Genomic DNA, 26,760 nt, shown 5'->3' with positions numbered 1-26,760 from the left:
TGTCAAAAAGTAACCAACACTTAAGAAACATACTCGAGTTAAATTTTGCTATGTTGCTCATTAGTACCTCTGGGGTATTAGGAAGACATATCGATATGCCAGTACCTGTTATTATTGGCTATAGAGCTATTTTAGCAGCGTGCATATTATTCTTGTTTTGTAAATGGAAAAAGATATCATTTAAAATTGAAACTAAGGATCGTATTCCCATTCTTACAGGAGGGATACTTATGGGGCTACATTGGATCACTTATTTTTATGCTCTAAAAATGTCAAATGTGGCTATTGGTATGTTGTCTTTATTTACTTATCCAGTCATTACCGCTTTACTAGAACCTTTGGTGTTAAAAGTTAAATTTCAGAAAATGCATTTGATACTGGGAGTACTTGTCCTGGTAGGAATTTATTTTTTGGTACCGGATTTTAGTATAGAAAATACGTATGCTAAAGCTGTTGCTATGGGAGTATTTTCGGCATTATGCTATGCTCTTCGAAATCTAATTATGAAAACAAAAGTTAGTAATTATCATGGTTCTATGCTAATGTGGTATCAATTAATAATAATGGTAATATTATTATTACCTGCCTTATTTATTATGGATAGCTCGGGCATTATTAGCCAGTTTCCTTTTGTTTTGGTTTTAGCCTTGTTAACGACAGCCATTGGCCATACCTTGTTTTTATATAGTTTTAAACGATTTTCTGCAACAACAGCTAGTATTATTGGTAGTGTTCAACCGGTATATGGTATTATTCTTGGAATCATTTTTTTAAGAGAAATCCCTGTACTTTCTACAGTTATTGGTGGTGTTCTGATTTTAACATCAGTGGTGATCGAAAGTATACGAACTTACAAGTAGTTAAAAAAGTAACAATCGGAAGCTTAAATCAAGCAATCTTTCCAAATAGGATCAGAAGGAGGGGGAGCAATGACAGCTATAGTTTCTTTTTTAACAGGATGAGTAAAGGTTAATTTACGGGCATGTAAATGAATGCTTCCATCTTTATTACTACGATTTGCTCCATATTTTAAATCCCCTTTAATTATGCAACCAATATAAGAGAGCTGAGATCGTATTTGATGATGGCGCCCCGTATGAAGATCAATTTCTAATAAACAGTAATTATCTAACTTTTTGATTAACTGGTATTCTAAAATTGCTTTTTTACTATCAGGTACTTCGTTTGTATATGCATAGGATTTATTCTGTTTTGGATTACGCTTTAGCCAATGTGTTAAGTTGTCATGCTTTTTAGGCGGGCAACCCTTTACTACGGCCCAATATGTCTTTTGAGCTTCTTTGTTTGCAAATAATGCGTTAAGTCTGGGAAGAGCTTTACTTGTTCTTGCAAACACTACGATTCCACTAGTAGGCCTATCTAAACGGTGTACAACACCTAAATATACTGCTCCTGGTTTATTATATTTTTCTGCAATATATTCTTTGACAACTTCGCTAAGAGGTTTGTCACCAGTCTTATCACCTTGTACAATATCTCCCGAACGCTTATTGACAACAATAATATGGTTGTCTTCATGCAGCACCTGAAGATTGTTTTTATTTGAAATGATTTTTTTGACCAACTTTTGTAAATAAGGTAATTGAGTATATTCGACTATTAACTAATTAATATTGCTCATTCTCATTAGGGAAATCAACAGCTTTCACATCGGTAACGTATTGTTTAAAAGCATTAGTCATTTCTGTATATAAGTCTAAATAACGTCTTAAAAAACGAGGATTAAATTCATGGGTCATTCCTAACATGTCATGAGTAACCAATACTTGTCCATCTACACCATTTCCTGCTCCAATACCAATGATAGGAATAGTAAGACTTTCTGCTACTTCTTTAGCCAATTTGGCAGGTACTTTTTCAAGAACGACAGCAAAACATCCTGCTTTCTCAAGCATAAGAGCATCTTGTTTTAATTTTTGTGCTTCTTCTTCTTCTTTTGCCCTTACAGTATAGGTTCCGAATTTGTATATAGATTGTGGAGTAAGACCAAGGTGTCCCATAACTGGTATACCGGCATTAAGGATTCTTTTAATAGACTCCTTAACTTCTTTTCCTCCTTCAAGTTTTACAGCATGCCCCCCCGATTCCTTCATAATACGAATTGCAGAACGTAAAGCTTCTTTAGGATCACTCTGGTAGCTTCCAAAAGGTAAATCTACAACGATCAATGCACGATCAATTGCTCGAATTACAGAAGATGCATGATAAATCATCTGATCTAATGTAATAGGTAATGTAGTTTCATGACCAGCCATTACATTTGAAGCAGAATCCCCGACGAGAATAACATCTACTCCGGCACCATCTACAATTTTGGCCATCGTGTAATCATAAGCGGTTAGCATAGATATCTTTTCTTGGTTAGCTTTCATCTCGACAAGAGATTTTACTGTAACGCGCTTATAATCTTTTTTTGCTGTAGACATTTTGAATTGTTTTTTTAGGATTGTAAAAGTAATCAATTACCTATATGGTAACAAGTGTAATTCGTTTTTGATTTTTCTTTGATACAATGAAGTGAAAATTATATAGTATAGAAGTGATTAAAATCTTATTTTTATACCTATTCAAAAATAATGAACATTATGTATAAAGTATCAATATTGGTTGTTTTATTCTTCTCAGGCCATGTTTTTTCTCAAAAAAGTATATCCAAAGATGACCAAAACCGTTACGAAAAAGAAGTGAAACAGACTGTTTTAGAGTTTTTTGAAGGTTTTCATGCTGGTGATACTGCTAAAATGAAAACTACTATAGATAAAAACATAGCAGTACAAACTATAGTGAGAACCAAAGAAGGAGAGATAAAAACAGTAAAGAATGATATAGAAAAAATTTTAATTGCTATACAAAATAGACCAGCAGAACAAAAATGGGACGAACGTTTATTAGCATTTAAAATCGAAGCAGATTCTGCAATTGCAAATGCCTGGACTCCTTATGAGTTTTATGTCAATGATAATTTTAGTCACTGTGGCGTAAATGTATTTCAACTATTTAATGACGGTAAAACCTGGAAAATTATTGCTATTGCAGATACCAGATTTAGAGAAGGGTGTAAGTAAAATATATTAATTAAATACCAGTAACGTAACGCTTGTTATAAGTTTTGACCTTTGTGTTTTATTATTGGTGATTTATAGATTAGCAATCACTAAGATTTACTTTTACTGCCAAACCACCTTCACTGGTTTCTTTATATTTTGTATTCATATCCTGAGCGGTTTCCCACATAGTTTCAATTACTTTATCTAATGGTACTTTAGCATTTGCAGCATCTGTATCCAAAGCCATTTCGCAAGCATTAATAGCTTTTATGGCTCCCATTGCATTTCGTTCGATACAAGGGATTTGTACCAATCCAGCGATAGGATCACATGTTAATCCAAGATGATGCTCCATTGCAATTTCACTTGCCATTAATACTTGTTCTGGAGTACCTCCCATAAGCTCGGTTAAAGCACCAGCCGCCATTGCAGACGAGACTCCAATTTCTGCCTGGCATCCTCCCATAGCTGCAGAAATAGTAGCTCCTTTTTTGAAAAGACTGCCAATTTCTCCTGCAACCAGCATAAATTGTTTTACATCATCAAAATTTGCATCGTGGTTTTCGATAACCATATAATACATCATTACTGCCGGAATTACACCAGCACTTCCATTAGTAGGGGCAGTCACTACACGACCCAGAGATGCATTTACCTCATTTACTGCCAAGGCAAAACAAGATACCCATTTTAATATTTGACGAAATTTCACTTCAGTATTTCGAATAGCTTCAATCCATTCTGTTGGAGTAGTATAAACAGTAGTACCCATCAGTTTTTTATGAGTATCATACGCTCTTCGTCTTACATTTAATCCACCAGGTAATGTACCTTCTGTATGACAACCAGTATACATAGATTCTAGCATTACCTTCCAGACTTGTGCAATTCTTTCATCGATTTCAGCATCGCTTTGTAATGAACGTTCATTGTCGAGAACAATTTCGGATACTTTTTTGTTTTTTGATGTACAATACTCTAAGAGATCAGTTGCCTTATGAATAGGCATAGGGAATTGTTTAAAAGCAATACGCTTTTTTTCTTTTCTCTTTCGTTCTTCTTTTACTACAAAACCTCCACCAATAGAATAAAAAGAAGACGATACTTTTTTTCCATCTTTCAGGTCGGCATGAAAAGTCATACCATTAGGATGAAATTCTTTAAACTCTCTATTAAATATAATTTGTGTTTTTGGATCAAAAGATACCTGAAATTCACTATTAAAGAAGAGTTGCTTAGAAATGTTTATATTTTCAATAATAGTAGCAATTGTAGAAACATCAATAGTTTGAGGATCGTAACCGCATAAGCCTAAAATTACAGCAATATCTGTTGCATGACCTTTTCCTGTTAGTGATAATGATCCAAAAAGATCGATAGTAATTGCTGAGACAGATTCAAAGAGTTCTTTTTCTTTTAGTTCTGCGATCCATCGTCTTCCAGCACGCCAGGGACCTAATGTATGTGAACTTGAAGGACCTACGCCTATTTTCAGCATATCAAAAACACTGATGCATTCCATAATACAAAATTATTGATAAAATTTCGGGGGTAAATATAGTTTTTTGACAACAAAGAAACTCATTTTTTAAAGAATAGTTAATATTGTTTTTCTTTTGCCTTTATGATCAATTCATTAAGAAGACTAAAACAATAATGACATCCTGTCAGATAGATCGTAATGGCATAATCATTGACTTAACAGCAATAAGTTATTAAGAATAATAGTATAACAATTTAAGATAAAAATGAGTAAAATAATAGGAATAGACTTAGGGACAACCAACTCTTGTGTTTCTGTAATGGAAGGTAATGAGCCTGTAGTAATCCCTAATGCCGAAGGTAAAAGAACTACCCCTTCTGTAATAGCTTTTGTAGAAGGAGGAGAAATTAAAGTAGGAGATCCTGCAAAACGTCAAGCGGTTACAAATCCAACTAAGACTATCTCTTCTATTAAGAGGTTTATGGGAAATAAATTCTCAGAATCTTCAAAAGAAGCTGAAAGAGCAGCTTATAAAGTTGTAAAAGGAGATAATGATACACCTCGAGTAGATATCGATGGTCGTTTATATACACCACAAGAATTATCTGCAATGACACTTCAGAAAATGAAGAAAACTGCAGAGGATTATCTTGGTCAGGATGTAACTAGTGCAGTAATTACTGTACCTGCTTACTTTAATGATGCACAACGTCAGGCTACTAAAGAAGCTGGCGAGATTGCAGGCCTTAAAGTAGAGCGAATTATTAATGAGCCTACAGCAGCAGCACTGGCATATGGACTTGATAAAAAAGGTACAGATCAGAAAATCGTTGTATTTGATTTTGGTGGAGGTACACATGATGTATCTATCCTCGAATTAGGAGATGGTGTTTTTGAAGTACTATCTACAGATGGAGATACACATTTAGGAGGAGATGATGTAGATCAAAAAATAATTGATTGGTTAGCAGAAGAGTTTAAGGCTGATGAAAATATGGACCTTAGACAAGATCCTATGGCATTACAACGTCTTAAAGAAGCTGCAGAAAAGGCTAAGATTGAATTATCATCTTCTTCGCAAACAGAAATTAATTTGCCATATGTTACCGCTACAGCAAGTGGACCTAAACACTTGGTAAGATCATTAACTAAATCTAAATTTGATCAATTGATCGATGATTTAGTAAAAAGAACTATAGAGCCTTGTCGTACTGCGCTTAAGGCAGCAGGATTATCTACAAGCGATATTGATGAGATTATATTAGTTGGTGGATCTACTCGTATTCCTGCAGTACAGGAAGCAGTAGAGAAATTCTTTGGAAAAGCACCAAGTAAAGGTGTGAATCCAGATGAGGTTGTTGCGGTTGGAGCAGCAATTCAAGGAGGAGTATTAACAGGAGACGTTAAAGATGTACTTTTGTTAGATGTAACTCCACTTTCTCTTGGTATCGAAACAATGGGTAATGTAATGACTAAGCTTATTGATGCTAACACTACTATCCCTACCAAGAAATCGCAAGTATTTTCTACAGCTGCAGATAATCAGCCATCGGTAGAGATTCATGTACTACAAGGTGAGCGTCCAATGGCAGCAGATAACAAGACAATTGGTCGTTTTCACTTAGATGGAATTCCACCAGCACAAAGAGGAACTCCTCAGATTGAAGTTACTTTTGATATTGATGCTAATGGTATCATCAAAGTTTCTGCTACAGATAAAGCTACAAACAAATCTCAGGATATTCGTATCGAAGCTTCTTCTGGATTAACAGAGGAGGAAATCGAGAAAATGAAAAAAGAAGCAGAGGCTAATGCCGAAGCAGATAAGACAGCAAAAGAAACTGCAGATAAGCTTAATGAAGCAGATGGAATGATCTTCCAAACAGAAAAGCAACTTAAAGAGTTTGGTGATAAATTATCAGATGATAAGAAAAAACCAATCGAAGAAGCTTTAGAAGAATTGAAGAAAGCATACGAGTCTAAAGATTTGGCTTTAATTCAATCTGCTCTTGATAAAATCAATGAAGCGTGGAAAGTCGCTAGCGAAGAAATGTATAAAGCTCAGGCTGATGCACAACAGGGCGGACAACCTGGACCTGATGCTGGAGCAGGAGCAGACCAGTCTTCTGGTGATGATTCTGAAGGAAGCGATGTAGAAGATGTTGATTTTGAAGAAGTAAAGTAAATATAAACTAGTTTATATATAATTAAAATGCGTAGCTTTTGGCTACGCATTTTTTGTTTTTCTATACATATGACAAGCCCATATATATTTATCATTAAAATAACATTTTTAAGAATCATTAGTAATAGATAGTTTGAGATTAGTGCCATAATATAAGTGACAAATACCTAATAATTAGAGATGATTTTTTATAATCTTAATTATTTCCAATCATACAGTTATTTTTTGTTGCTTTCTAGTTTTTGAATTTTGTACTCTGTTAACTGTAACAATATGAGAATAGTTTTGTCTTTTGATTATAAATAAAATCATCAAAAAACATTTAAAATAGATCTAAAATGAAAACACAAAGCAATAATTTGGCAGTCTTAATCTGTATGATGGTATCCTTATTAGCCATTAATCCGATGATAGCTCAAAATAAGTTAAGAGGTAATGGTAATGTTGTTACCCAAGAAAGAACAATATCGACTTTTAATGAAATCATCGTAAACGGAGTTTATAATGTATACCTCTCTCAGGGACAAAATGAATCTGTAAAAGTAGAAACTGATGAGAACCTGCAAGAAGCTGTAATTGTTAAAAACAAAGGGAATGCACTGGTTTTAGGCTGGAAAAAAGGTATAAGTGTGAAAAGAAAAACCAAAATGAACGTTTATGTGACGCTAAAAGATATAGCAAAGTTAGAGGTAAAGGGAGTAGGGAATGTTAAAACTTCTTCTAAACTTTCCTTAAACACACTTGATGTTGAGGCATCTGGAGTAGGAAATGCATCTTTAGAATTAGATTGTAAGAAACTAGATGGTGAAATTTCTATGGTAGGTAATTTTACTTTGAAAGGAAAGGTTGCAGAAGTAATTCTTGATAATAATGGAACAGGAGCTTTAAGAGCTTTTGATTTGGTTGCTCAGAAATTAGAGATTAATAACTCTGGTATCGGAAAAGTAGAAGTAAATGCACAACAAGAAATAAACATAACCTCTTCTGGTATTGGTAGTGTTTATTATAAAGGAAATGCTAAAACTACAAAATTAGACCATCGCGGGATGGGTAAAATAAAAAAGGTAGATTAAGTACAGAATAATTTAAGTGTTACTATTCTTTATCTGTCATACTAGAGCCCTAATATCAGGGCTCTGGGCAGATTAAGATGAACGAATTCTTTTTAATCCTTCTTTTTCAGATAAAGGTTTCAGTTTAGTGTTGGTTATAAAGTCTACTACGGCATCAGGATTTACTTTTGAGTATTCTCGCAACGCCCAACCGATAGCTTTCTTTATAAAGAACTCATTAGAAGATTTGTGTTGCTCACAAAGACTACATAATAATTGATAATCCGTTTGGTCTTTATATCCTAATTGAAATAAGATTGCACTTCTGTTAAGCCACATCTTATCAGAGTTTGAAAAACCCTCAATTACGGGATGTATTTGATTTGGGAATTGCAATAAATATTTACCCAAAATATGTTTTGCTATAAAATCAACCGAATCCCACCAAGAGTTAGTAGAGATCAATTGTTCTATAAAATCAATGTCACCTATATTATATTTCTTTTTTAAGAACCGATCAACCAGTTCCATAGCGCAATAATGAAGTTCGCGTTGAGGTTTTTTATAGAGAGCCTTTGCAATACTAATCACACTATCATGAGTGAGAGTAGGTGTATATTGAAGAATAACATCTTTTAGAAGCGATTTTCTTACAGGAGCTTTTATGCCATAATAAGAAAAACGATTTTTCATATAGGCTTCCATTCGTATTGCTTCTTCAGCATTAGCATGGTCTTGGAGTATAGACATTAGAGAGGTTATGAAATCCATATTTTTATATAGATTAAAATCCTACCGCAGTATCATCCCCTCTTTTATCTGCTCCACCTTCGAGTCTTCCATCAGGAAGAACAAGAATACCATCAACCTTGCCTATAATTTTAGAATCTTCTTCATTAATTTGATATCCTTTTTGCCGTAGGCTATCTAGTAGAGTATTATCAAATGACTCTGGTTCAAATACTACTACATCTGGTAACCACTGATGATGAAATCTTGGAGCGTTGACCGCATCCTGCATAGTCATTCCGTATTCTTTCACATTTAAAATAGTCTGCAGTACTGAAGTAATAATGGTAGATCCACCAGGAGTACCAACAGACATCCAAAATTTTCCATCTTTTTCTACAATTGTAGGAGTCATAGAGCTTAACATTCTTTTTTCGGGAGCTATGGCATTGGCTTCTGCGCCTGTTAATCCAAACATATTTGGTACACCAGGTTTGGCACTAAAATCATCCATCTCATTATTTAGAAAGAAACCTAATTCTGGAACATATAATTTAGAACCATAAGCTCCGTTAAGTGTCGTTGTTACCGAAATAGCATTTCCGAATTGATCTACAATAGAGTAGTGGGTAGTTTCGTCACTTTCATATCCTGGAATGCTGCCACGATTAATATCTGAAGATAATGTAGCCTTGTCAAAACTAAAATCTAGCATGCGATTAGAAAGGTAGGATTCATTAATCAATGTATCGATAGGGATTTTTACAAAATCAGGATCACCTAAATAAAAACTGCGATCTGCATAAGCCCTTCGTTCTGCTTCTGTAATTACCTGTATACTTTTAAGAGAATTATGCCCATAGTTACTTAGGTCATAAGGTTCGATCATCTTCATGATCTGAGCAAGACATATGCCGCCACTCGAAGGTGGAGACATAGAAGTTATATTGAGGTTTTTATACCTAAACTGTACAGGTTTACGCCATTTTGCTTTGTATTTTGCCAAATCATCCATAGTAATGATACCACCTCTAGATTGGATGAAATTAACCAGTTTTTGACCAGATTCGCCTTCATACAACTCGGCAGCTCCATTTTTAATGATCCTCTCTAGTGTTTCAGCTAGTTTTATGTTTTTTAAGGTATCATTAGCTTTGTAACCTCTAAGAATAGGAATTGTATCTTCATTAGCCTCATAGAATAAATCTTTATAATGTACAAAGCGTCTTTCTTGTTTTTCAGTAATCACAAAACCTCTTTTTGCCAATTGTACTACAGGAGTAAGTATGTCTTCAATAGGTAAGGACCCAAATTTTTTATGCACTTCAAAAATACCGGCAATAGTTCCGGGAACACCAACAGCCATAGCTCCGAGTTGACTTTTTTTAGCGATAAATTCTCCTTTATCATCAAGGTACATATCTTTGGTAGAAGCTAGAGGTCCTTTTTCTCTATAATCCAAAGCACCAGTTTCACCATTAGCTTTTCGATATACCATAAATCCACCACCTCCCAAGTTTCCTGCTACAGGGTATGTAACTGCTAAAGCCATAGCTGTACCAACCATAGCATCAAAAGCATTTCCTCCTTTTTTCATGATGTCTGCTCCAATTTTTGAAGCCTCCTCCCGGGCAGAAACAACCATAGCTTTTTGAGTAATGAGACCAACAACTGGTTTGACCTCTTGCTTTACTTCTGTATTATTTTTACAAGAAAAATTTAGGACAAGTAAAGTGATATAAAATAAATATTTAATAGATCTTATGTTCATAATATTCTTATTTCATTTTTAGTGTAAAGTTCTAATTCTTCAAAAAAAGAACGAAATTCTTTATCAAAATCAGCGTAATATTGTTCGAGTTCGATAACTGCAAAATTCATCTTAGATCTATTTTTTGTTCTCTGATTCATTTGATATAATATTGTACCAATTCCTGGAATAGTGGCATAGCTAAGAAGCCAGTTGTCTTTAATCATATAGGGCATAAAATTTTGAATCTGTTTAGGTAAAACTTCATGATATTTATATAATAAACCATAAAACTCTGCCACATACGTTTCAAGGGGGATATCAGAGTATTCTTTCCAATTAGCTGCCAAAAAATGATCATAAAGAACATCTACGATTACAGTACTGTAATGCCTGTATTTTGGAAATAACCTGGATACACTTTTTCTTACAATGGAATGAGTATCAGTATATGAATCAATTTTACGATGTAAGGTAATACCTTGCTGAATACGGTTTGAATATTGTAGTAATTGCTTTTTTCCTTTGACAGAGTCTGCGATAAAATTACCTATTTTAAGTTCTTGGTCTTCACCAGAAAGATATATGTGGGCTAGAAAATTCATTGGGTTAAAATACGATTTTTTAAATACTAATATCTATTAATTATAGTTGTTTGTATGACAAAAAGTATCACTTGTAAAAAAATAAAGGCTAATGGTTAAAATAAATTACTTTTGATGATATGTCTAAAAACTTAGATGCAGAAATGCATCATGTTTTTCCTTTCTTTTACAATTATTGTTTTGCATTTATCGTGTAATAAAGAAATTGCAAGTAAAGATTTAAAGATCCATTAATTTTTGTAAAAAACAGATTGTGTTTATAAAATTATAACCTATTAAATTGTTGCTGTTTGTCATATCTTGTACATTTGTTTGAAATAGAAAAATCAATCAAAGTATATGACATTAATAAAATCAATTTCAGGGATTAGAGGAACAATTGGAGGGATAGTTGGTGATAATCTTACTCCTGTAGATGCGGTAAAATTTGCTTCGGCTTATGGAAGTTGGCTAAAAAATGAGACTAATAAAGATCATCCAATTGTAGTTGTTGGTCGAGATGCCAGAATTTCTGGACCTATGATTCAACAATTGGTAATGAATAGTCTGGTTGGATTGGGGATTCATGTTATTGATTTAGGACTTTCTACGACACCTACAGTAGAGATTGCTGTTCCTTTAGAAAAAGCAGATGGAGGAATAATTCTTACAGCTAGTCACAATCCGAAACAGTGGAATGCATTAAAATTATTGAACCATAAAGGAGAATTTTTGAATGCAGAGAATGGTAAAAAGATTTTAGATATAGCAGAAAATGATGAATATGTTTTTGCAGAGGTTGATGATTTGGGAAGTATCACGGTAAATGATACCTATATCGATAAACATATTGAAGAAGTGCTAAATCTATCTCTGGTGGATGCAGAATTGGTGAGTAAATCTGGTTTCAAAGTTGTTGTAGATGCTGTTAACTCTACAGGAGGTATCGCAATACCGGGATTACTTAAGAAAATGGGAGTAGAGACTATTGAATTATATTGCGAGCCTAATGGGCATTTCCCTCATAACCCAGAACCATTAAAAGAACATTTAACAGATTTATCAGAATTAGTAGTTAAGGAGAAAGCAGATATGGGAATCACCGTCGATCCTGATGTAGATCGTCTTGCTTTTATGAGTGAGAATGGAGAAATGTTTGGAGAAGAATATACATTGGTTGCCTGTGCCGATTTTGTATTAGGAAAAACTAGTGGCAATACTGTTTCTAATTTATCCTCAAGTAGAGCGTTAAGAGATGTAACACAAAAACATAATGGGAACTATGAAGCAAGTGCTGTAGGCGAGGTTAATGTAGTAGAGTTGATGAAAGCAAATAATGCAGTTATCGGTGGCGAAGGTAATGGAGGGATTATATATCCAGAATCACATTACGGAAGAGATTCGTTGGTAGGAGTAGCCTTATTTCTTACACACCTGGCAGAAAAGAAATGCAGTGTAAGCGAGTTACGAGATAGTTATCCTTCTTATTTTATGAGTAAAAATAAAATTCAGCTAACTCCAGATTTAGATGTTGATGCTATTTTAAAAGGATTTCATTCAAAATATGTTTCAGAAGAAGTCTCTACTGTTGATGGCGTAAAAGTGGATTTTGCAGATTGTTGGGTACATTTACGTAAAAGTAATACAGAACCTATTATTCGTATTTACACCGAAGCCCTGAGCCAGGAAAAAGCAGATTCATTGGCAGAAGATACGATCGTTACTTTAAAAGAAATAGCTGGAATCTAAAATTTAGCCAAACGTATTATTTGCTTGGAGCTTTTCGTTGAAAGAATATATAATAAGGTATCTATTTCTCCCTTGAGTTGATGTAGATATCTTATTTTAAATAAAGTTATGGTCGAATAATATTCTTTATTTACTTTGGCATTTTTCGAGCTCATTAAATAGATTGTCTTCTACAGTAGAGCAGTCAAGTTCATTTTTGATACTTGAACCATTATAGACATAAAACCTTTTGAATAACAGAAAATTACTGTCACCAGGTTCTCCTCTTTCATCTATACCAGTTATTCTAACTCCTTTCGAAGTATTTTGTGAATATCGCTCTTTATGATGTAGTTTTTCTTTATTTCCTTTGCTATCAACGATATAGAATTCTTGATCTAATTGTTGTTTCCATATAGTAACAAGAAGATTTTTGGGGAGTTTTAGCTCATTTTTAAGAAGTATAAGCCCATTGTCTGGTACATGTATGATACTTCTTCCATTTTTTTTCTGTGCCTCTACACCACATTCGAAGTTGTATACTACTCTAACACACCCTTGAAAATTTTGAGGAATAAGATATGTTTCTTTATGAAATAGTAAAGGATACATGGTAATACCAAATGTTATGAATATAGAAATAGCAGTAAAACCTATTGTATAAACAGGTAAAAGGACAAGTCCCAAAACCCCATTATTTGTACGCTCATTATTTTGTAATAAAAATAGATGTAAAAAGCTAAATTGCAAGAGGATAGCTATAAAGTATATAATTATCATGCCAGGGAGAACAGTCGAGTTATATACACCGTATCCGATAGCAAATAGGAGAGTAGATAAAAAAGCGATATACCCCCAAACAATTGCCAAAAGAACACTAATAGTGATGATGAAAATGATGACAAGAATTATTTTTTTGTTGTTTAAAAAAGAGAGGATGAGTTTTGCAGAAAAAGCAATACCAGTGGCTAGTGGAAGTATTCGTATAACCAGCATTTGTATGGCTTTACCAATATCGAGGTTTTCTTTTTGACCGGTAAATAGAAGTATAATCCATAAAACTGTGCAACAGCTTATTATATTAATAATAATACTTAATAAACCAATACTCCAGTTTTTTTTAATTGTATTCAACACTTTTATTTTTGAAACGATATCATTTTTAGAACCTAATTAGGAAGAAGCTTTAGGGCAAAGTTCTTATTAGTAGATAGGTATATTAGTGATATACATATTTTAAAGCGAAGATATAGGATATGTTTATGTAATAAACCCCTGAAAACCATGAAATTTAATTACTTCATATGCCAAACATAACATCTAATAAATTCTAAAAAGACATCAAATTTGATGAAAAAATGTAGCTCTGCCAGAATGATAAAATATATTTGATCAAACTATACGCTATAACAAATTTGATATATAGATTAATCGACTATGGCTCCCTCAGGAATTTGTGAATTCCTATGTTTCCAACGTTTGTGAGTCCATAAATAATATTGAGGTTTTTCACGAATTTGATTCTCAAGTAATTGAAGGTATTTTTTTATGATGAAATATGGCTCTTCTTCTTTGCTGTTTTCGGAGATAGGGATAAATCTTACTTCATAGTGCCCTCGTTTTACTTTTTCTACATGAAGATATAATACAATAACATCAAGTCGTTGTGCTAAGAACTCGCCTCCTAAAAATATGGGCACTTTGACTCCCATAAAATCTGTCCAATATTTTGCGTTGTAAATTTTTGGGGATTGATCAGAGATCATACCGTATCCGCATACAGTGCCTTCCTTTTTATCTTTTATAATTTGTCTTGCAACCTTATGACTAGGAATAAGTCGGGAGTCAAAACGACCTCGGATACGATGTGCAAGACGATCAAAATATTTGTTTTCTATTTGTTTATAGATTCCTACACATGGGTTTAAAGAAACAAGATCGACTGCATTAGACCATTCGAAACTACCATAATGCCCCATTAATGTAATTATACTTTTATTTTTCCTTTCAAACTCATGAAACTCATCCAGATTTACAACTTTATATCGTTTTATTAATTCTTCTCTAGAAATTGAAAGTGATTTTGTCATTTCTAAAAACATATCACACATATGTTTATAAAATGATTTACTAATATCCCGGATTTCTTTTTTAGATTTTTCTGGGAAAACCAATTGTAAGTTTCCTGTTACTGTTTTTCTTCTGTACCTAATAACATAGTATACCAAAATATAAGCACAGGTAGAAAACGCATAAAATAATCGCCAGGGTAGTTTAGAGATACCTAATATTATAGGATAAACTAAGTAATATATAATTAATTGCATAAATGTAGTGTAGTTAAAAACGCATAAAGGTAAGCTTATTTGGCAGTATGTAGATGAATCCAAGTTTTAATCTACAGTGGCACCTTCAGGAATAGGCGCATTGCGGTGTTTCCATCGTTTGTGAGACCATAGGTAATACTGTGGTTTATTATAAATTTGATTTTCCAGTAATCTAAGATAGCTTTTTACAATAGAATAGTCTTCACAGTTTTTCGAGTCTTCTGTTAGTGTAACAAAAGTAGCTTGATAGTATCCTCTTTTTATTTTTTCAACTTGTAGATAGTATGTGTTTAACCCTAATCGTTTCGACAATACTTCTGCTCCTAAAAAAACAGGAACTTTAATGCTCATAAAGTCAGTCCAAAAGGTTGCTTTATATAATTTTGGAGATTGATCAGAAATTAGTCCATACATATATAATCCTTCTTTAGATTGATCTTCTGTAATTACTGTCATAGCATCTTTAGTACCTATTACTCTCGAACCAAATCGGGCTCTAATTCGATGTACTAATCGATCGAAGTATTTATTCCCTATTTTCTTATATACTCCAACTGCCTGAAAATTTGTTTGTATATCAATTACATTTGCCCACTCATAACTAGCATAATGGGCCATAAGTATCATTATATTTTCTTTCTTAGCTTCTAATTCGTGTAGTTTTTCAATATTTGTAACCTTAAATCGTTCTTTCATTTCTTCATTTGAAATGGATATCGATTTAATCATTTCGAGAAACATATCACACATATGCTGGTAAAACTCTTTTCGTATTTTTTTGATTTCTTGAAAAGTTTTGTTTGGGAAAACTAGCTCTAGATTTTGCGTTACAGTTTTTCTTCGGTATCGAAAAATATAATATACCAGGAAAAAAATGCCTGTAGAAAATGCATAAAAAAGCCCCCATGGTAATTTTGAAATAAACCATAAAAAAGGGTAGACTAATTTATAGATAATTAATTGCATAAAAAGGCGGGGTTTAATTCACGAAAATAGTAGTATTTTGTTAAATCTAGCGATTTGGGCATTAAAAAATACTGAAAATGAAAATATAGTGATATAAAAACGAAATGGTAAGATCGTTAGAGCTCACAATATCTTTGATCTAATCAACTATTGCACCTTTAGGAATTTTCGTATTTCGATGCTTCCATCGTCTATGAGTCCAAAGATAGTACTCAGGATTTTCTTTGATTTGGTTTTCTAATAAAGAGAGGTAGGTTTTTGTGATAAAATGGTCTTCACACTTTTTGGGGTCATCGGTAATTTTTATAAATTTTGCCTGATAATAGCCACGTTTTACTTTCTCTACTTTTAGATACATTACAGGCATATCTAACCTTTTTGCTAGTACTTCTCCTCCTGTAATAACAGGAACTTTAATGTTCATAAAATCGGTCCAGTATAATGCATTTTTCAATTTAGGAGATTGATCAGATAATAAACCATAGGCGCATAATTGACCGTTTACTTTATCTCGGGTAATCTCTTTAATCACCTTACGATGTCTTATAAGTCTTGTATTAAATCTACCTCTTATGCGATGTGCTAATTGATCAAAATGTTTGTTTTTAATTTTTTTGTACACACCAACTATAGGAAAATCCATCGCGAATTGAGCAGCAATTGCCCACTCATAACTTGCATAATGGCCCATTAATACAATAATACTTTTTTGATGAGATTGTACTTCTTTAAAAGTATGAGGGTCAAGTATTGTAAATCTTTTGGTCATTTCTTCTTTAGAAATAGAAAGACTTTTTATCATTTCCATAAACATATCGCACATATGTTTATAAAATTTTTTACGAATTTTATAAATTTCATCTATAGGTTTTTCGGGAAAAGCTAATGTTAGGTTTTTTGTAACTACCTTTTTTCTATAGCCAATAATGTGATAAACTAAAATATAAACAGTACTGGATAAAAAATATAATAATCGCCAGGGTAATTTAGATATTACCCACAACATTGGATAGACTAAACGATATACAAATAATTGCATTCGATAAAATTAAATTAGGGACACAAATATAAAATTATTCGTTTTTTTTTATCATAAACTTTTGCTAATAAGAAAAGGATAGTTTAGTTAGATTTTTTGAGGTTAAAATATATAGTATATTTGGATAAAATTACAGTTGTATGGGGACACTTGACATAGTTATAATTATAATTATTGGGGCTAATATATTGATGTCATTAAAAGGATTTAATGACTTTTCATTTTTTGAGAAATATAAATTTAATATAGGAGGGATAAGAAGAGGAGAACAGTTAAGAATGCTAACTTCGGGTTTTTTGCATGTAGATATGATGCATTTGTTCTTTAATATGTTTACACTCTATTTTTTTGCACCTGTTGTTGTTAGCTTTTTTGGTAATGTTAAGTTTTTGATAGTATATTTTGGTAGTTTATTAATGGGGAATTTGTTTTCCTTGTTTTTTCATAAAGACGAATATCATTACAGTGCTGTAGGAGCAAGTGGGGCTGTTTCTGGAGTTATATATGCGAGCATATTATTTAGACCAGATATGAGTTTATATTTGATGTTTATTCCAATTCCTATTCCTGCATATATTTTTGGTATAGGGTATTTAGTATATTCTATTTTTGGAATGAAAAACAAAATAGGAAATATAGGCCATGACGCGCATTTTGGAGGAGCTGTTGGAGGGTATGTAATAACTTTAATATTGGCTCCTTGGTTATTTCAGGAAAATTTATTTATGATAGGTCTATTAGCAGTTCCAATTATAATTCTTTTTATTTTGCAAAGGCTAGGAAAATTATAACAAAAAACGACCCAAAAGAGGTCGTTTTTTATTTATATTCTATATGTTGTTAAATTAAAGAGACTTTTGTTCTAGTAATTCTGAGATTTTCTTTTCTAAGGCGGGCCCTCTAAGGTTCTTGGCAATTACATTTCCTTTTTCATCGATGATAAAAGTGGCAGGTATGGATCTTACACCATAAGCTCTTGCAATTGGTTCTTGCCAAAATTGTAAATTAGAAACATGATTCCATTCTAAGTTATCATCTGCAATTGCTTTGGCCCAGGCTTCTTGTTTTTTATCTAAAGATACTCCTATAATATTAAGTCCTTTATCATGGTATTTGTTATATACTTTTACAACATTTGGATTTTCTATCCTACAAGGTTTGCACCAGGAAGCCCAAAAATCGATAATGGTAATTTTACCCATAGATTCTTTAAGAGATAGTATCTTGCCTTCTGGAGTTGGAGCAGAAAAATCTTCGGCAATAACACCTATATCTATTCTCTTTTGCTTAGAAACAGCTACTGCATTATTGATAAGCATGTTTAAGTTTTTACCTAATCTTGTTGGTTTTAGGGTATCATCAATCTGATCAAATTTCAATTTGGCTTCTTGTGCGGTTAACATCTTAAGGTTTAAGAGCTCTGTGATAGCTATAATAGACACTAACGAATTTGTGTTATCTGTAATATCTTTTCTGAATTGCTTTTCTTTTTCAACCAATTCTTGTCTTTCGAGAGCTATCTTAACCACTTTATCGGTTTCACCCAATTTTGAAGCAATCTGATATTGATTATTTAGATTTAATTTCTCTTCACCATATTTTTTAATAGTATTAATATAGGAAAAGAACAGCTCATTTTCAGAACCTCCTTTGACCATAGAAGAACGTAAACTATCTTTGTAGATGGTCATTTCGATAGGGTTGTTCTCTGCCATAAACAATACATTACCTCTTATGTCTTTAAAAGTTAAATAATTAAAATCACTATTTTCTGGAGGAGGTAAAGTGATTTGAAATTTATCCTGTTGTATACTTACAGAGTCAATAATAATAGGTCTGTTAGATTGACTAATAGAATTAATATACACTACTGTTCCATCTTCAAAACCAGCAGTATTGGCAGTAATAGTATATCCTTTTTGATCTTTTTGACAAGCGACAAGTAGGAGAACTGTAACAAACAAAGCAATTCTTTTCATAGTAATTTGGATTATTTGATCGTAAAAATAAAGAATCCAAAGTATATACTCCAAAAATTAACGTTGTAGATAAAAAGAATTGTTAAAGGATATTTGCTATAGATATAGAATTAAAAGAAAATTTGTACCTTTTATGTAACAAATTCCCATAACTTTTAGTCTAACTTAAATAGTTAATACATATAAATTTATGAAGAGGGATATGACAAAAATCAATTTTGCCTTGATTTGTTGTCCAAGTTTTATAACTGTATTCGTCAGATATAACAACCACGTAAATTTGCTAGATTTAAAATTATGGTTTAATTAATTGTTAATATCTAGTGATACAATTTGGTTTGTATTATTTTTGTAAACGACCAGAAAAGAGCAGACATGAGGGGTTTAGAGCAAGATTTTCCATTAGACATATCGATTAGTTTTTCAAAGTTTTTTGAACATTACAGAGAATTGTTCAAAAATGGTAATGAACTTGTTAAGGAGAGAGCTTCACGAGTTTTAGAAATTGCAAAAGAATATCCTGAATTAGAAGAAGGGATAAAGGAGGAAACGAGAATAAATGAATTGTTACCTCAGATTGATTTGATATTAGAAGATTCTTTTGCACAAATTCTACAGCAAAATGAAATAAAGATTGCTACAATACCTTTTCATAATACAGTATTAAAATCATCTCAACGTTATCAAAATATAATAGCCACTGCAGGTAAAGATTTTGAACCTCAGATTAAAAACTTTGATCAGAATCATTATTACATCATGGGATGTAGTATGGTTTTGAGTATTTATTATGGATATAATATTGATTTTAGAAGACCTTTCTTTTATGATATTCCTGATGCTATCGGGATAATGAGGCATTACAGAATCATGTATAATGGAGATTTTATAGATATTATAAAAACAGATAGAGCCAAAGATATTACAGATGAGGATGTGGCAGAATTACTAGATAATTTTGACAATGTAGATATCTGGAAGGAAAAATTCCCACCACATAGTTGGCTTTTTAAAGGTGTGGTTATTGCAAATATGTTTGATGTTACAACAGATGTTTCGTTGTCTGACTTCAAAACCAGCCTTATTAAATATGATAAAACACAGGGTGATTTTGTTGGTAGTTTTCAACAAATTTTTAGAGCAATATTCAATTTACACGAAATTAAAGTCGGATTTTCTAGCTATAATCCAGAAGAAGAAGTATTAGAAAGAGTACCTTTTAAGGATATAGATAGTTATATTTTGTACGATAAATATTCTGATTGTTGTGAATCTGCACTATGTGATGGGACATATCATTATCTTTTTGAAGAGTTTACATATTTTGCTATTTCTGATGTAAAAAAATATCAAAAGTTAGCTAAAGATCAGATCATGTATAAAAATCTGGTAGCTCAAGGCATTAATAGTGCAATACTTGCTCCTATAAAAAGCGGTAATAAATTACTAGGTATTTTAGAAATCGTATCGCCTAATGTTCATGAATTGAATAGTATTAATGCTAATAAATTACAGGATGTTATGCCATATTTGGTGGATTCTGTTCTACGTTCTAAATCCAAAACAGAGAATGAGTTAGAGTTGATTATCCAGCAAGAATGCACCTCGATTCACCCTAGCGTACATTGGAAGTTTAAACAAGAAGCAAAACGATTTATGCGTGCTATGGTGGATGAAAACCCTGTATCATTTAGAGAAGTTGTTTTTGAAAATGTATACCCATTATATGGGCAAATTGATATAAAAGGTTCTTCTGAGGCCCGTAACCAAGCCATACAAAAAGATTTGGTGTTACAGCTTAAAGGAATTGCTAAAGTAATTAATAAAGTGATAGAATCAGATCCGTTACCTATTTATGAACAATTAAAATATAGAACAAATCGATATATTAATTCTATAACAGAACAATTGCAAGTAGATAGTGAACAGAAAATTTTAAACTTTATTAAAAAAGAAATTACACCACTGTTTAAGCACCTTAAACAAAAAAACGTTGAGCTCGATACACTTATTGATCAATATGATAATATGCTGGATAAAGTTATAAAAACAGTATATAAACATCGTAAAGCTTATGATGAATCTGTTATGCTTATCAATAAAAAGATGGCATCTTTATTAGATCAAAAGCAAGATGAAGCACAAGGAATGTATCCACATTATTTTGAACGTTTCAAATCTGATGGGGTAGAGCATAATATGTATATCGGAGAATCGATAACAAAACAAGAAAGCTTTAATAAAGTGTATTTGTACAACCTCAGATTATGGCAGTTGCAGATTATGTGCGAAATGGAAAATGCATATTATCAAATGAAAAAAGATTTGCCTATTGCACTGGATGTAGCTTCTATGGTTTTGGTATTTAATTCTTCTTTATCAGTTAGGTTTAGAATGGATGAAAAAAGATTTGATGTTGATGGAACCTATAATGCAAGGTACGAAGTTGTAAAAAAACGTGTAGATAAATCTAAAATCAAAGGTACAGATCAGCGAGTTACAGAAAAAGGTAAATTGGTGATTATCTATTCTCAACGCTCTGATGAAAGAGAATATATCAAATATCTTAATTTCCTGCAATCTAAGAATTACCTCGAAGAAGAAATTGAGATTGTAGAATTAGATAATCTTCAGGGGGTTACTGGGTTAAAAGCACTACGAGTTAATATTCTTTATCATAAGAGTGAACAAGATAAAGAATACTATACATATGAAGATTTGATGAAAGAAATTAATTAAATCAGGAAGCGTTATTCCTGATGATTATCTTTTTATAGCATTAGCATATGTTATAAAGGTATAGTATGCCACCTACCAAATTATCTATTGTAGTGAGTTAAAGGCAAAAATAAATGAAATAACAGAGGTTATAATCCCTATCATAAAAACGGTATATGTAACCCTTAAGATTTTGTATTTTTTATGCAAAACTTTACCTAAAAAGTAAAGATCTTTTATCATCGTATCATAGATGTATTCTTTATCATTCATTAGATCTGTCATTGCCGATTTATATTCATCTAATGGCATTTTATGAAAATTTCCGAAAAATAATAAGTTAACTTTCTTTTCTTCTATTTCTTTACGAGTAAACTCCCCACTTGTTATATTAGGACGTGTTGCTAATACAGATAATACTATAGAAGCGATACAAAATAGGATAAATATCAAAGTTGGATATATCAGATATTGATTAGAGGGGTTATCTAGCTTAGGTATAAGATTTGATAACGCGAGAGATATAATAATAGCATTTACAGAAAGTAATATATTGGCTTTTGTATCAGCAATATCACTTAGTTTCATATGATTCCTTAAGGTAACTCTAAATAAAGTTTGTATTCCTTTTTCGGGGTTTTCTTCTCTTAGTATTTTTTTTAATTTTTCCTTTTCTTGTTTCTTTTCCTTTTTTAGTTTCGCTTGTTCTTCCAACATTTTGGTAAGATTTTCTTCTTTTTTTGGTTTCCAATGAGAGATAGCATACTCTGTATAATACTGATGTTTGTTTTTAAATAGATCAATATTAGCCTTTAGCCAATCAGAAGGAGTTAAATCTTTAATGGCATTAAGTTTAAATTCACACCTTAACAGTTCGCTTGTTTCTCCATAATAGTCTTTTGCAAAATGAGAAGCATCGGCATCCCGTATAATTTCTTCCATAAGATTAGTAGGGACATGCTCCATTTTGGTCGCCATAATCTGTTCCGAAACTTGATTTATAATCTCTTGAGAAACATTTTGTTGACTTAAAAAATCTTTGGCTATCTCTACGCTATGTTCTTCATGATCTTTAGAACTTTTAGAGTACCCGGTGTCATGTAACAATGCAGTAAGCAATAAAACTTCTTTATCTTCATCAGATAAATTAGTGTTATCAATAATTTCTTTTGTACTTTTAAATACTCTTTTGGTATGATCGTAATTATGGTAGATACAAGAGTTAGGGAGCTCTTTTTCAAAAAGTTCCAAAACGAAATGATCTGTTTTTTCTAGTAGAGAAGACATACTTTTAATTTTTCGATAACCAAAATAATTAAAAAAAAGAGATTGTACTTCAAACAATGAATAAATATAATAAGATTCTAATTATTTGTGTTGCTTTATTACTCAGTTCATGTGCAACATACGCTCCTCAATATAAAGTCGAAAATTTTACTCAAACATTACCTAGTGCTACTATAGAAAAGACGTTTTATCTGGTGGGAGATGCTGGAAATGCCAAAATGAAAGAGAGTACAGAAGGACTTTCGATTCTTAAAAAAGTATTGGATACTGCAAAAACAAAAGACGATTATCTTATTTTTTTAGGGGATAATATTTATCAAAAAGGAATGCCCAAAAAAGAATCTCCCGAAAGAGCTCTGGGAGAACATAGGATAGATGCTCAAATTGAAGCAACTAAGGGTTTTGATGGAGATGTTATTTTTATTCCGGGAAATCATGATTGGTATGCTAATGGGGTAGAAGGTTTACGTCGGCAAGAGCGGTATATAACCAAAAAAATGGACAATAAAAAAGCTTTTTTGCCTGCAAAAGGGTGTCCTGTCGAAAGCGTAGAAATTAGTGATAAAGTGCATTTGTTGATTTTAGATACGCAGTGGTATTTGGCGAATTGGGATAAGAATCCAACGATAAATGACAATTGTGAAATTAAGACTCGTGAAAAATTCTTTCTTGAGGTAGAGGGTGAATTAAAAAAACATAGTAAGAAAACTATCCTTATAGCAATGCATCACCCCATGTTTACGAATGGTATACATGGAGGGAAATATAGCTTTGATAAACATATTTTTCCTTCAAAAAAGAAAATACCTCTTCCGGTTTTGGGTTCATTAGCCGCTCAGATACGATCTCAGGGAGGAATTTCTACGCAAGATTTATCTAATGTTCGTTATAATAAATTAATGAGAAGACTATCTACAATGACAAGGGATTTGGATAAGGCAGTTTTTGTTTCGGGCCATGAACACTCCTTGCAGTATATCGATAGTGATGGGTTAAAACAAATTGTATCAGGTTCTGGATCCAAGGTTTCATCGGTTTCTTTAGGGAAAGACGGATTGTTTGCATACCCGGGACAGGGCTTTGCAATATTAGATGTATATAAAGATGGTTCTTCTAATGTTCGCTTTTTCGGAAATGATAACGGAAACCCAAAATTGGTATATCAAACTATAGTTCATCAAAAAGAAAAAGAATATGATTTTAGTAATGTTAAGAATTCTTTTGAACCAGAAGTTTCGGCTTCAATTTATACTAAAGATGAAGTAAAAAAATCAAAATTGTATCAATCGATGTGGGGTGATCACTATCGGTATGTGTACGGAACCGATATAAAAGTTCCTGTGGCTACTTTAGATACCTTAATGGGAGGTTTTACTATTGATAGACAAGGAGGAGGACAGGTGACAAGATCGCTACGTCTTATCGATAAAGATGGAAAGCGCTATAGCCTTAGAGCAATGCGTAAAAGTGTTACACAATTTTTACAGAAAGGAGTATTTAAATATACATATCTCGAAGGTGGGTTTGATGATACGTTTACAGAAGATCTCCTTTCAGATTTCTATACATCTAGCTACCCTTATGCGTTTTTAACTGTTGGTACATTGGCTGATGCTATAGGAGTATATCATGCAAATCCTAAGTTGTATTATATTCCAAAACATCCTGCATTGGGTAAATACAATGAAAGTTTTGGTGATGAAATATATTTTTTAGAAGAACGACCAGGAAAAGAATATAAAGACGAGGTTACTTTTGGAAACCCTGACGATATCGAAAGTACAGATGATTTGTTAAGTAGACTAAGGAAAGACGAAAAATATCAAATGGACGAAGAGCACTATATAAGAACCAGGCTCTTTGATATGATCTTAGGAGATTGGGATCGCCATTCTGATCAATGGAGATGGGCTCGATTTGATACCAAAAACGGTAAAGAGTACAGGCCTATCCCTAGAGATAGAGATCAGGTTTTTTCTAATTATGATGGAATACTTATGGATGTTGTAAAATTCGTGGTTCCATTAGTTCGTAAGTTTCAGGTATATGATGGAAAACTTAAAAAAGTGAGATGGATTAATCAATCAGGATTGCCATTAGATAGAACATTAACTCAGAATTCGGGAAAAGAAATATGGATAGAACAAGCAAAATATATTAAAGAAAACCTTTCTGACACCGATATTGAAAAAGCATTTACTAATCTCCCGGATAACCTTCAAGATGAGGTAGTAGAAAAAATAAAAAGAAATCTTAAACTTAGAAGAGATAATATTGAAGATATCGCTAATCGTTACTATACATATCTTTCAAAACATGTCATTATTAAAGGAACAGATAAAGATGATCTTTTTGAAATACTTAGAGAAGAAGGAAAAACAACGATAAAGATTTCGAGAATAAAAGGAGATGAAAAACAAAAACCATATAGTAGTAGAAGTTTTACTGCTAAAGAAACTAAAGAAATTTGGATTTATGGGTTGGATGATGACGATCGATTTGTTGTAAAGGGAAAAGGAAAAAACTTGATAAAAATTCGAATTGTAGGTGGTCAAAATAATGATACATATGCAATAGAGAATGGAAGAAAAGTAAAAATCTATGATCATAAATCAAAACCTAATACTATAGAGAAAAAAGGTGGCGCAAAATTTATATTAAGTAACATTTATGACTATAATCTTTATGATTATAATAAATATGTAGGTAAAACCAATACTGTAACTCCTTTTATTGGTTTTAATCCGGATGATGGACTCAACATTAATGTAACAGATGTATATACAATAAATGGATTTAAAAATAACCCATACCACAGTAAACATAGAGTAAGAGCTGCATATTATTTTCAGACAGAAGGTTATGATTTATCATACTCAGGAGAATTTGTAAAAGCATTAGGTAACTGGAATTTTCTTATTGATGCAGTATATACAAGTGAGAATTTTGCACAAAACTTTTTTGGATTCGGAAACAATACTATTAATCCAGATGAGGAACTAGATATGGATTATAATAGAGTTAAGATGGGAATTTGGTCATTTGGATTAGGAGTTTCTAAAAGAGATAATTATGGTAACGAATTTTCGATTAAAGCAGCATTTGAAGGGATAGAGGTTCAAGATACACAAGATAGGTTTGTTACTTCTGGCTTGGATTTTGTAACTGCAGACCCTGTTTTTTTTGAAAGAAAATATTTTACGAACCTAGATGTAATGTATAAGTTCGAAAGCTATGATAATGATATTAATCCTACCAGAGGAATGTTGTTTAAACTGCAAACAGGTGTTAGAACAAATGTAGAAGATTCGAATAGAACATATGGATATATTTATCCAAGATTAGGTTTTTATAATTCGATTACTCGAGATCGAAGATTAGTACTTAAGACAGATGTGATTGCAGAAATCAATCTTGGTGATGGTTTTGAGTTTTACCAAGGTGCTAATCTGGGAGGTACAAAAGGGTTGAGGGGATATAGAGAAGAACGTTTTACCGGTGAAAGTGCATTAGCATTTACTGGAGATTTAAGATATAGTTTTAATAAATTTAAAACAGGTTTATTACCGCTACAATTAGGAGTCTTTGGGGGCTATGATATTGGGAGAGTGTGGTTAGATGGTGAAGATTCTGATCAGTGGCATGATTCTGTAGGTGGAGGCATTTGGCTTAATGCCATGGATGCTATCGGGGGACAGTTAGGAGTATTCTCTAGTGATGATGGACTACGATTTACATTTGGTTTTGGGATGAGCTTATAGGGTTTTTACAGTCTTTAGAAGTTTTTTTAAGCTTGAAATAACCTAGTTAATAATTTCCTTTCATGAACATCAAATAGTGCTACAGCTATGTGATATTCTAAATT

20 protein-coding genes are annotated in these 26,760 nt (G+C 32.4%); 8 read left to right on the top strand and 12 right to left on the bottom strand.

Annotation, left to right across the window (positions count from 1 at the left end; translation table 11 throughout):
* The first annotated feature begins 50 nt into the window (after nucleotides 1-50).
* Nucleotides 51-860, top strand: coding sequence for a DMT family transporter (locus tag NNH57_RS06165; protein ID WP_074410026.1), 810 nt, complete (start codon nucleotides 51-53; stop codon nucleotides 858-860).
* Nucleotides 861-883: 23 nt separating this feature from the next.
* Here NNH57_RS06165 and NNH57_RS06160 read toward each other — a convergent pair whose 3' ends face one another.
* Both NNH57_RS06160 and panB read right to left on the bottom strand, forming a co-directional pair.
* Entirely contained in the window at nucleotides 884-1,546 is a 663-nt protein-coding gene (locus tag NNH57_RS06160; protein WP_373419408.1) for an RluA family pseudouridine synthase, read from the bottom strand.
* Nucleotides 1,547-1,628: 82 nt separating this feature from the next.
* Nucleotides 1,629-2,447 (bottom strand): 3-methyl-2-oxobutanoate hydroxymethyltransferase, encoded by an 819-nt coding sequence (panB, locus tag NNH57_RS06155; RefSeq protein WP_074410024.1) that lies wholly within the window; start codon nucleotides 2,445-2,447, stop codon nucleotides 1,629-1,631.
* Nucleotides 2,448-2,606: 159 nt separating this feature from the next.
* Here panB and NNH57_RS06150 point away from each other — a divergent pair, with 159 nt between their 5' ends.
* Nucleotides 2,607-3,086, top strand: a complete 480-nt coding sequence (locus NNH57_RS06150) for a nuclear transport factor 2 family protein (RefSeq protein ID WP_074410023.1) — start codon at nucleotides 2,607-2,609, stop codon at nucleotides 3,084-3,086.
* 79 nt (nucleotides 3,087-3,165) lie between these two features.
* Here NNH57_RS06150 and NNH57_RS06145 read toward each other — a convergent pair whose 3' ends face one another.
* On the bottom strand, nucleotides 3,166-4,590 hold the full coding sequence (locus NNH57_RS06145; protein WP_074410022.1) for an L-serine ammonia-lyase: 1,425 nt from the start codon (nucleotides 4,588-4,590) through the stop codon (nucleotides 3,166-3,168).
* 226 nt (nucleotides 4,591-4,816) lie between these two features.
* Here NNH57_RS06145 and dnaK point away from each other — a divergent pair, with 226 nt between their 5' ends.
* Together dnaK and NNH57_RS06135 are read left to right on the top strand one after the other, a co-directional pair.
* The gene (gene dnaK / locus NNH57_RS06140) at nucleotides 4,817-6,736 is read left to right on the top strand and encodes a molecular chaperone DnaK (protein ID WP_074410021.1); all 1,920 of its coding nucleotides are present in this window, start codon (nucleotides 4,817-4,819) and stop codon (nucleotides 6,734-6,736) included.
* 338 nt (nucleotides 6,737-7,074) lie between these two features.
* Nucleotides 7,075-7,809: a head GIN domain-containing protein gene (locus NNH57_RS06135; RefSeq protein ID WP_108807635.1), complete on the top strand. Its 735-nt coding sequence runs from the start codon at nucleotides 7,075-7,077 to the stop codon at nucleotides 7,807-7,809.
* Nucleotides 7,810-7,881: 72 nt separating this feature from the next.
* On the opposite strand, the gene NNH57_RS06130 is transcribed toward NNH57_RS06135, so the two are convergent.
* From NNH57_RS06130 to NNH57_RS06120, 3 genes are read right to left on the bottom strand one after another with little or no spacing between them, the layout of a single operon-like run.
* Nucleotides 7,882-8,538 carry a DNA alkylation repair protein gene (locus tag NNH57_RS06130; protein WP_159099194.1) on the bottom strand — a complete coding sequence of 219 codons (657 nt, stop codon included), beginning with the start codon at nucleotides 8,536-8,538 and terminating at the stop codon, nucleotides 7,882-7,884.
* Nucleotides 8,539-8,572: 34 nt separating this feature from the next.
* Nucleotides 8,573-10,288 carry a gamma-glutamyltransferase gene (ggt, locus tag NNH57_RS06125; protein WP_074410018.1) on the bottom strand — a complete coding sequence of 572 codons (1,716 nt, stop codon included), beginning with the start codon at nucleotides 10,286-10,288 and terminating at the stop codon, nucleotides 8,573-8,575.
* Nucleotides 10,285-10,872 (bottom strand): acyl carrier protein phosphodiesterase, encoded by a 588-nt coding sequence (locus NNH57_RS06120; RefSeq protein ID WP_108807633.1) that lies wholly within the window; start codon nucleotides 10,870-10,872, stop codon nucleotides 10,285-10,287. The genes ggt and NNH57_RS06120 overlap by 4 nt, the downstream gene beginning before the upstream one ends.
* A 339-nt stretch (nucleotides 10,873-11,211) precedes the next feature.
* Here NNH57_RS06120 and glmM point away from each other — a divergent pair, with 339 nt between their 5' ends.
* Nucleotides 11,212-12,600, top strand: a complete 1,389-nt coding sequence (glmM, locus tag NNH57_RS06115; protein WP_074410016.1) for a phosphoglucosamine mutase — start codon at nucleotides 11,212-11,214, stop codon at nucleotides 12,598-12,600.
* Nucleotides 12,601-12,726: 126 nt separating this feature from the next.
* On the opposite strand, the gene NNH57_RS06110 is transcribed toward glmM, so the two are convergent.
* The 4 genes from NNH57_RS06110 to NNH57_RS06095 all read right to left on the bottom strand — a co-directional run bounded on the left by NNH57_RS06110 (nucleotide 12,727) and on the right by NNH57_RS06095 (nucleotide 16,911).
* Nucleotides 12,727-13,713, bottom strand: a complete 987-nt coding sequence (locus NNH57_RS06110; RefSeq protein WP_108807632.1) for a DUF6843 domain-containing protein — start codon at nucleotides 13,711-13,713, stop codon at nucleotides 12,727-12,729.
* A gap of 293 nt (nucleotides 13,714-14,006) precedes the next feature.
* A complete protein-coding gene (locus tag NNH57_RS06105; protein WP_074410014.1) occupies nucleotides 14,007-14,906 on the bottom strand; it encodes a lysophospholipid acyltransferase family protein in 900 nt (299 codons plus the stop codon).
* A gap of 66 nt (nucleotides 14,907-14,972) precedes the next feature.
* Nucleotides 14,973-15,872, bottom strand: coding sequence for a lysophospholipid acyltransferase family protein (locus NNH57_RS06100; RefSeq protein ID WP_108807631.1), 900 nt, complete (start codon nucleotides 15,870-15,872; stop codon nucleotides 14,973-14,975).
* Between the two features lie 139 nt (nucleotides 15,873-16,011).
* The gene (locus NNH57_RS06095) at nucleotides 16,012-16,911 is read right to left on the bottom strand and encodes a lysophospholipid acyltransferase family protein (protein WP_074410012.1); all 900 of its coding nucleotides are present in this window, start codon (nucleotides 16,909-16,911) and stop codon (nucleotides 16,012-16,014) included.
* A gap of 140 nt (nucleotides 16,912-17,051) precedes the next feature.
* Here NNH57_RS06095 and NNH57_RS06090 point away from each other — a divergent pair, with 140 nt between their 5' ends.
* Nucleotides 17,052-17,702, top strand: a complete 651-nt coding sequence (locus NNH57_RS06090) for a rhomboid family intramembrane serine protease (protein ID WP_074410011.1) — start codon at nucleotides 17,052-17,054, stop codon at nucleotides 17,700-17,702.
* Nucleotides 17,703-17,756: 54 nt separating this feature from the next.
* On the opposite strand, the gene NNH57_RS06085 is transcribed toward NNH57_RS06090, so the two are convergent.
* Nucleotides 17,757-18,890, bottom strand: a complete 1,134-nt coding sequence (locus NNH57_RS06085; protein WP_074410010.1) for a TlpA disulfide reductase family protein — start codon at nucleotides 18,888-18,890, stop codon at nucleotides 17,757-17,759.
* Nucleotides 18,891-19,265: 375 nt separating this feature from the next.
* Between NNH57_RS06085 and NNH57_RS06080 the strand changes: the two genes are divergently transcribed.
* The gene (locus NNH57_RS06080; RefSeq protein ID WP_074410009.1) at nucleotides 19,266-21,629 is read left to right on the top strand and encodes a GAF domain-containing protein; all 2,364 of its coding nucleotides are present in this window, start codon (nucleotides 19,266-19,268) and stop codon (nucleotides 21,627-21,629) included.
* Nucleotides 21,630-21,713: 84 nt separating this feature from the next.
* Here NNH57_RS06080 and NNH57_RS06075 read toward each other — a convergent pair whose 3' ends face one another.
* On the bottom strand, nucleotides 21,714-22,895 hold the full coding sequence (locus NNH57_RS06075) for a Pycsar system effector family protein (RefSeq protein ID WP_074410066.1): 1,182 nt from the start codon (nucleotides 22,893-22,895) through the stop codon (nucleotides 21,714-21,716).
* Between the two features lie 56 nt (nucleotides 22,896-22,951).
* On the opposite strand from NNH57_RS06075, the gene NNH57_RS06070 reads away from it, so the two are divergent.
* Entirely contained in the window at nucleotides 22,952-26,656 is a 3,705-nt protein-coding gene (locus NNH57_RS06070; protein ID WP_108807630.1) for a metallophosphoesterase, read from the top strand.
* Nucleotides 26,657-26,760 lie beyond the last annotated feature (104 nt).

Source organism: Aquimarina spinulae (assembly GCF_943373825.1).
Taxonomy (GTDB): domain Bacteria; phylum Bacteroidota; class Bacteroidia; order Flavobacteriales; family Flavobacteriaceae; genus Aquimarina; species Aquimarina spinulae.
This window is presented reverse-complemented; position numbering and strand designations above follow the sequence as displayed.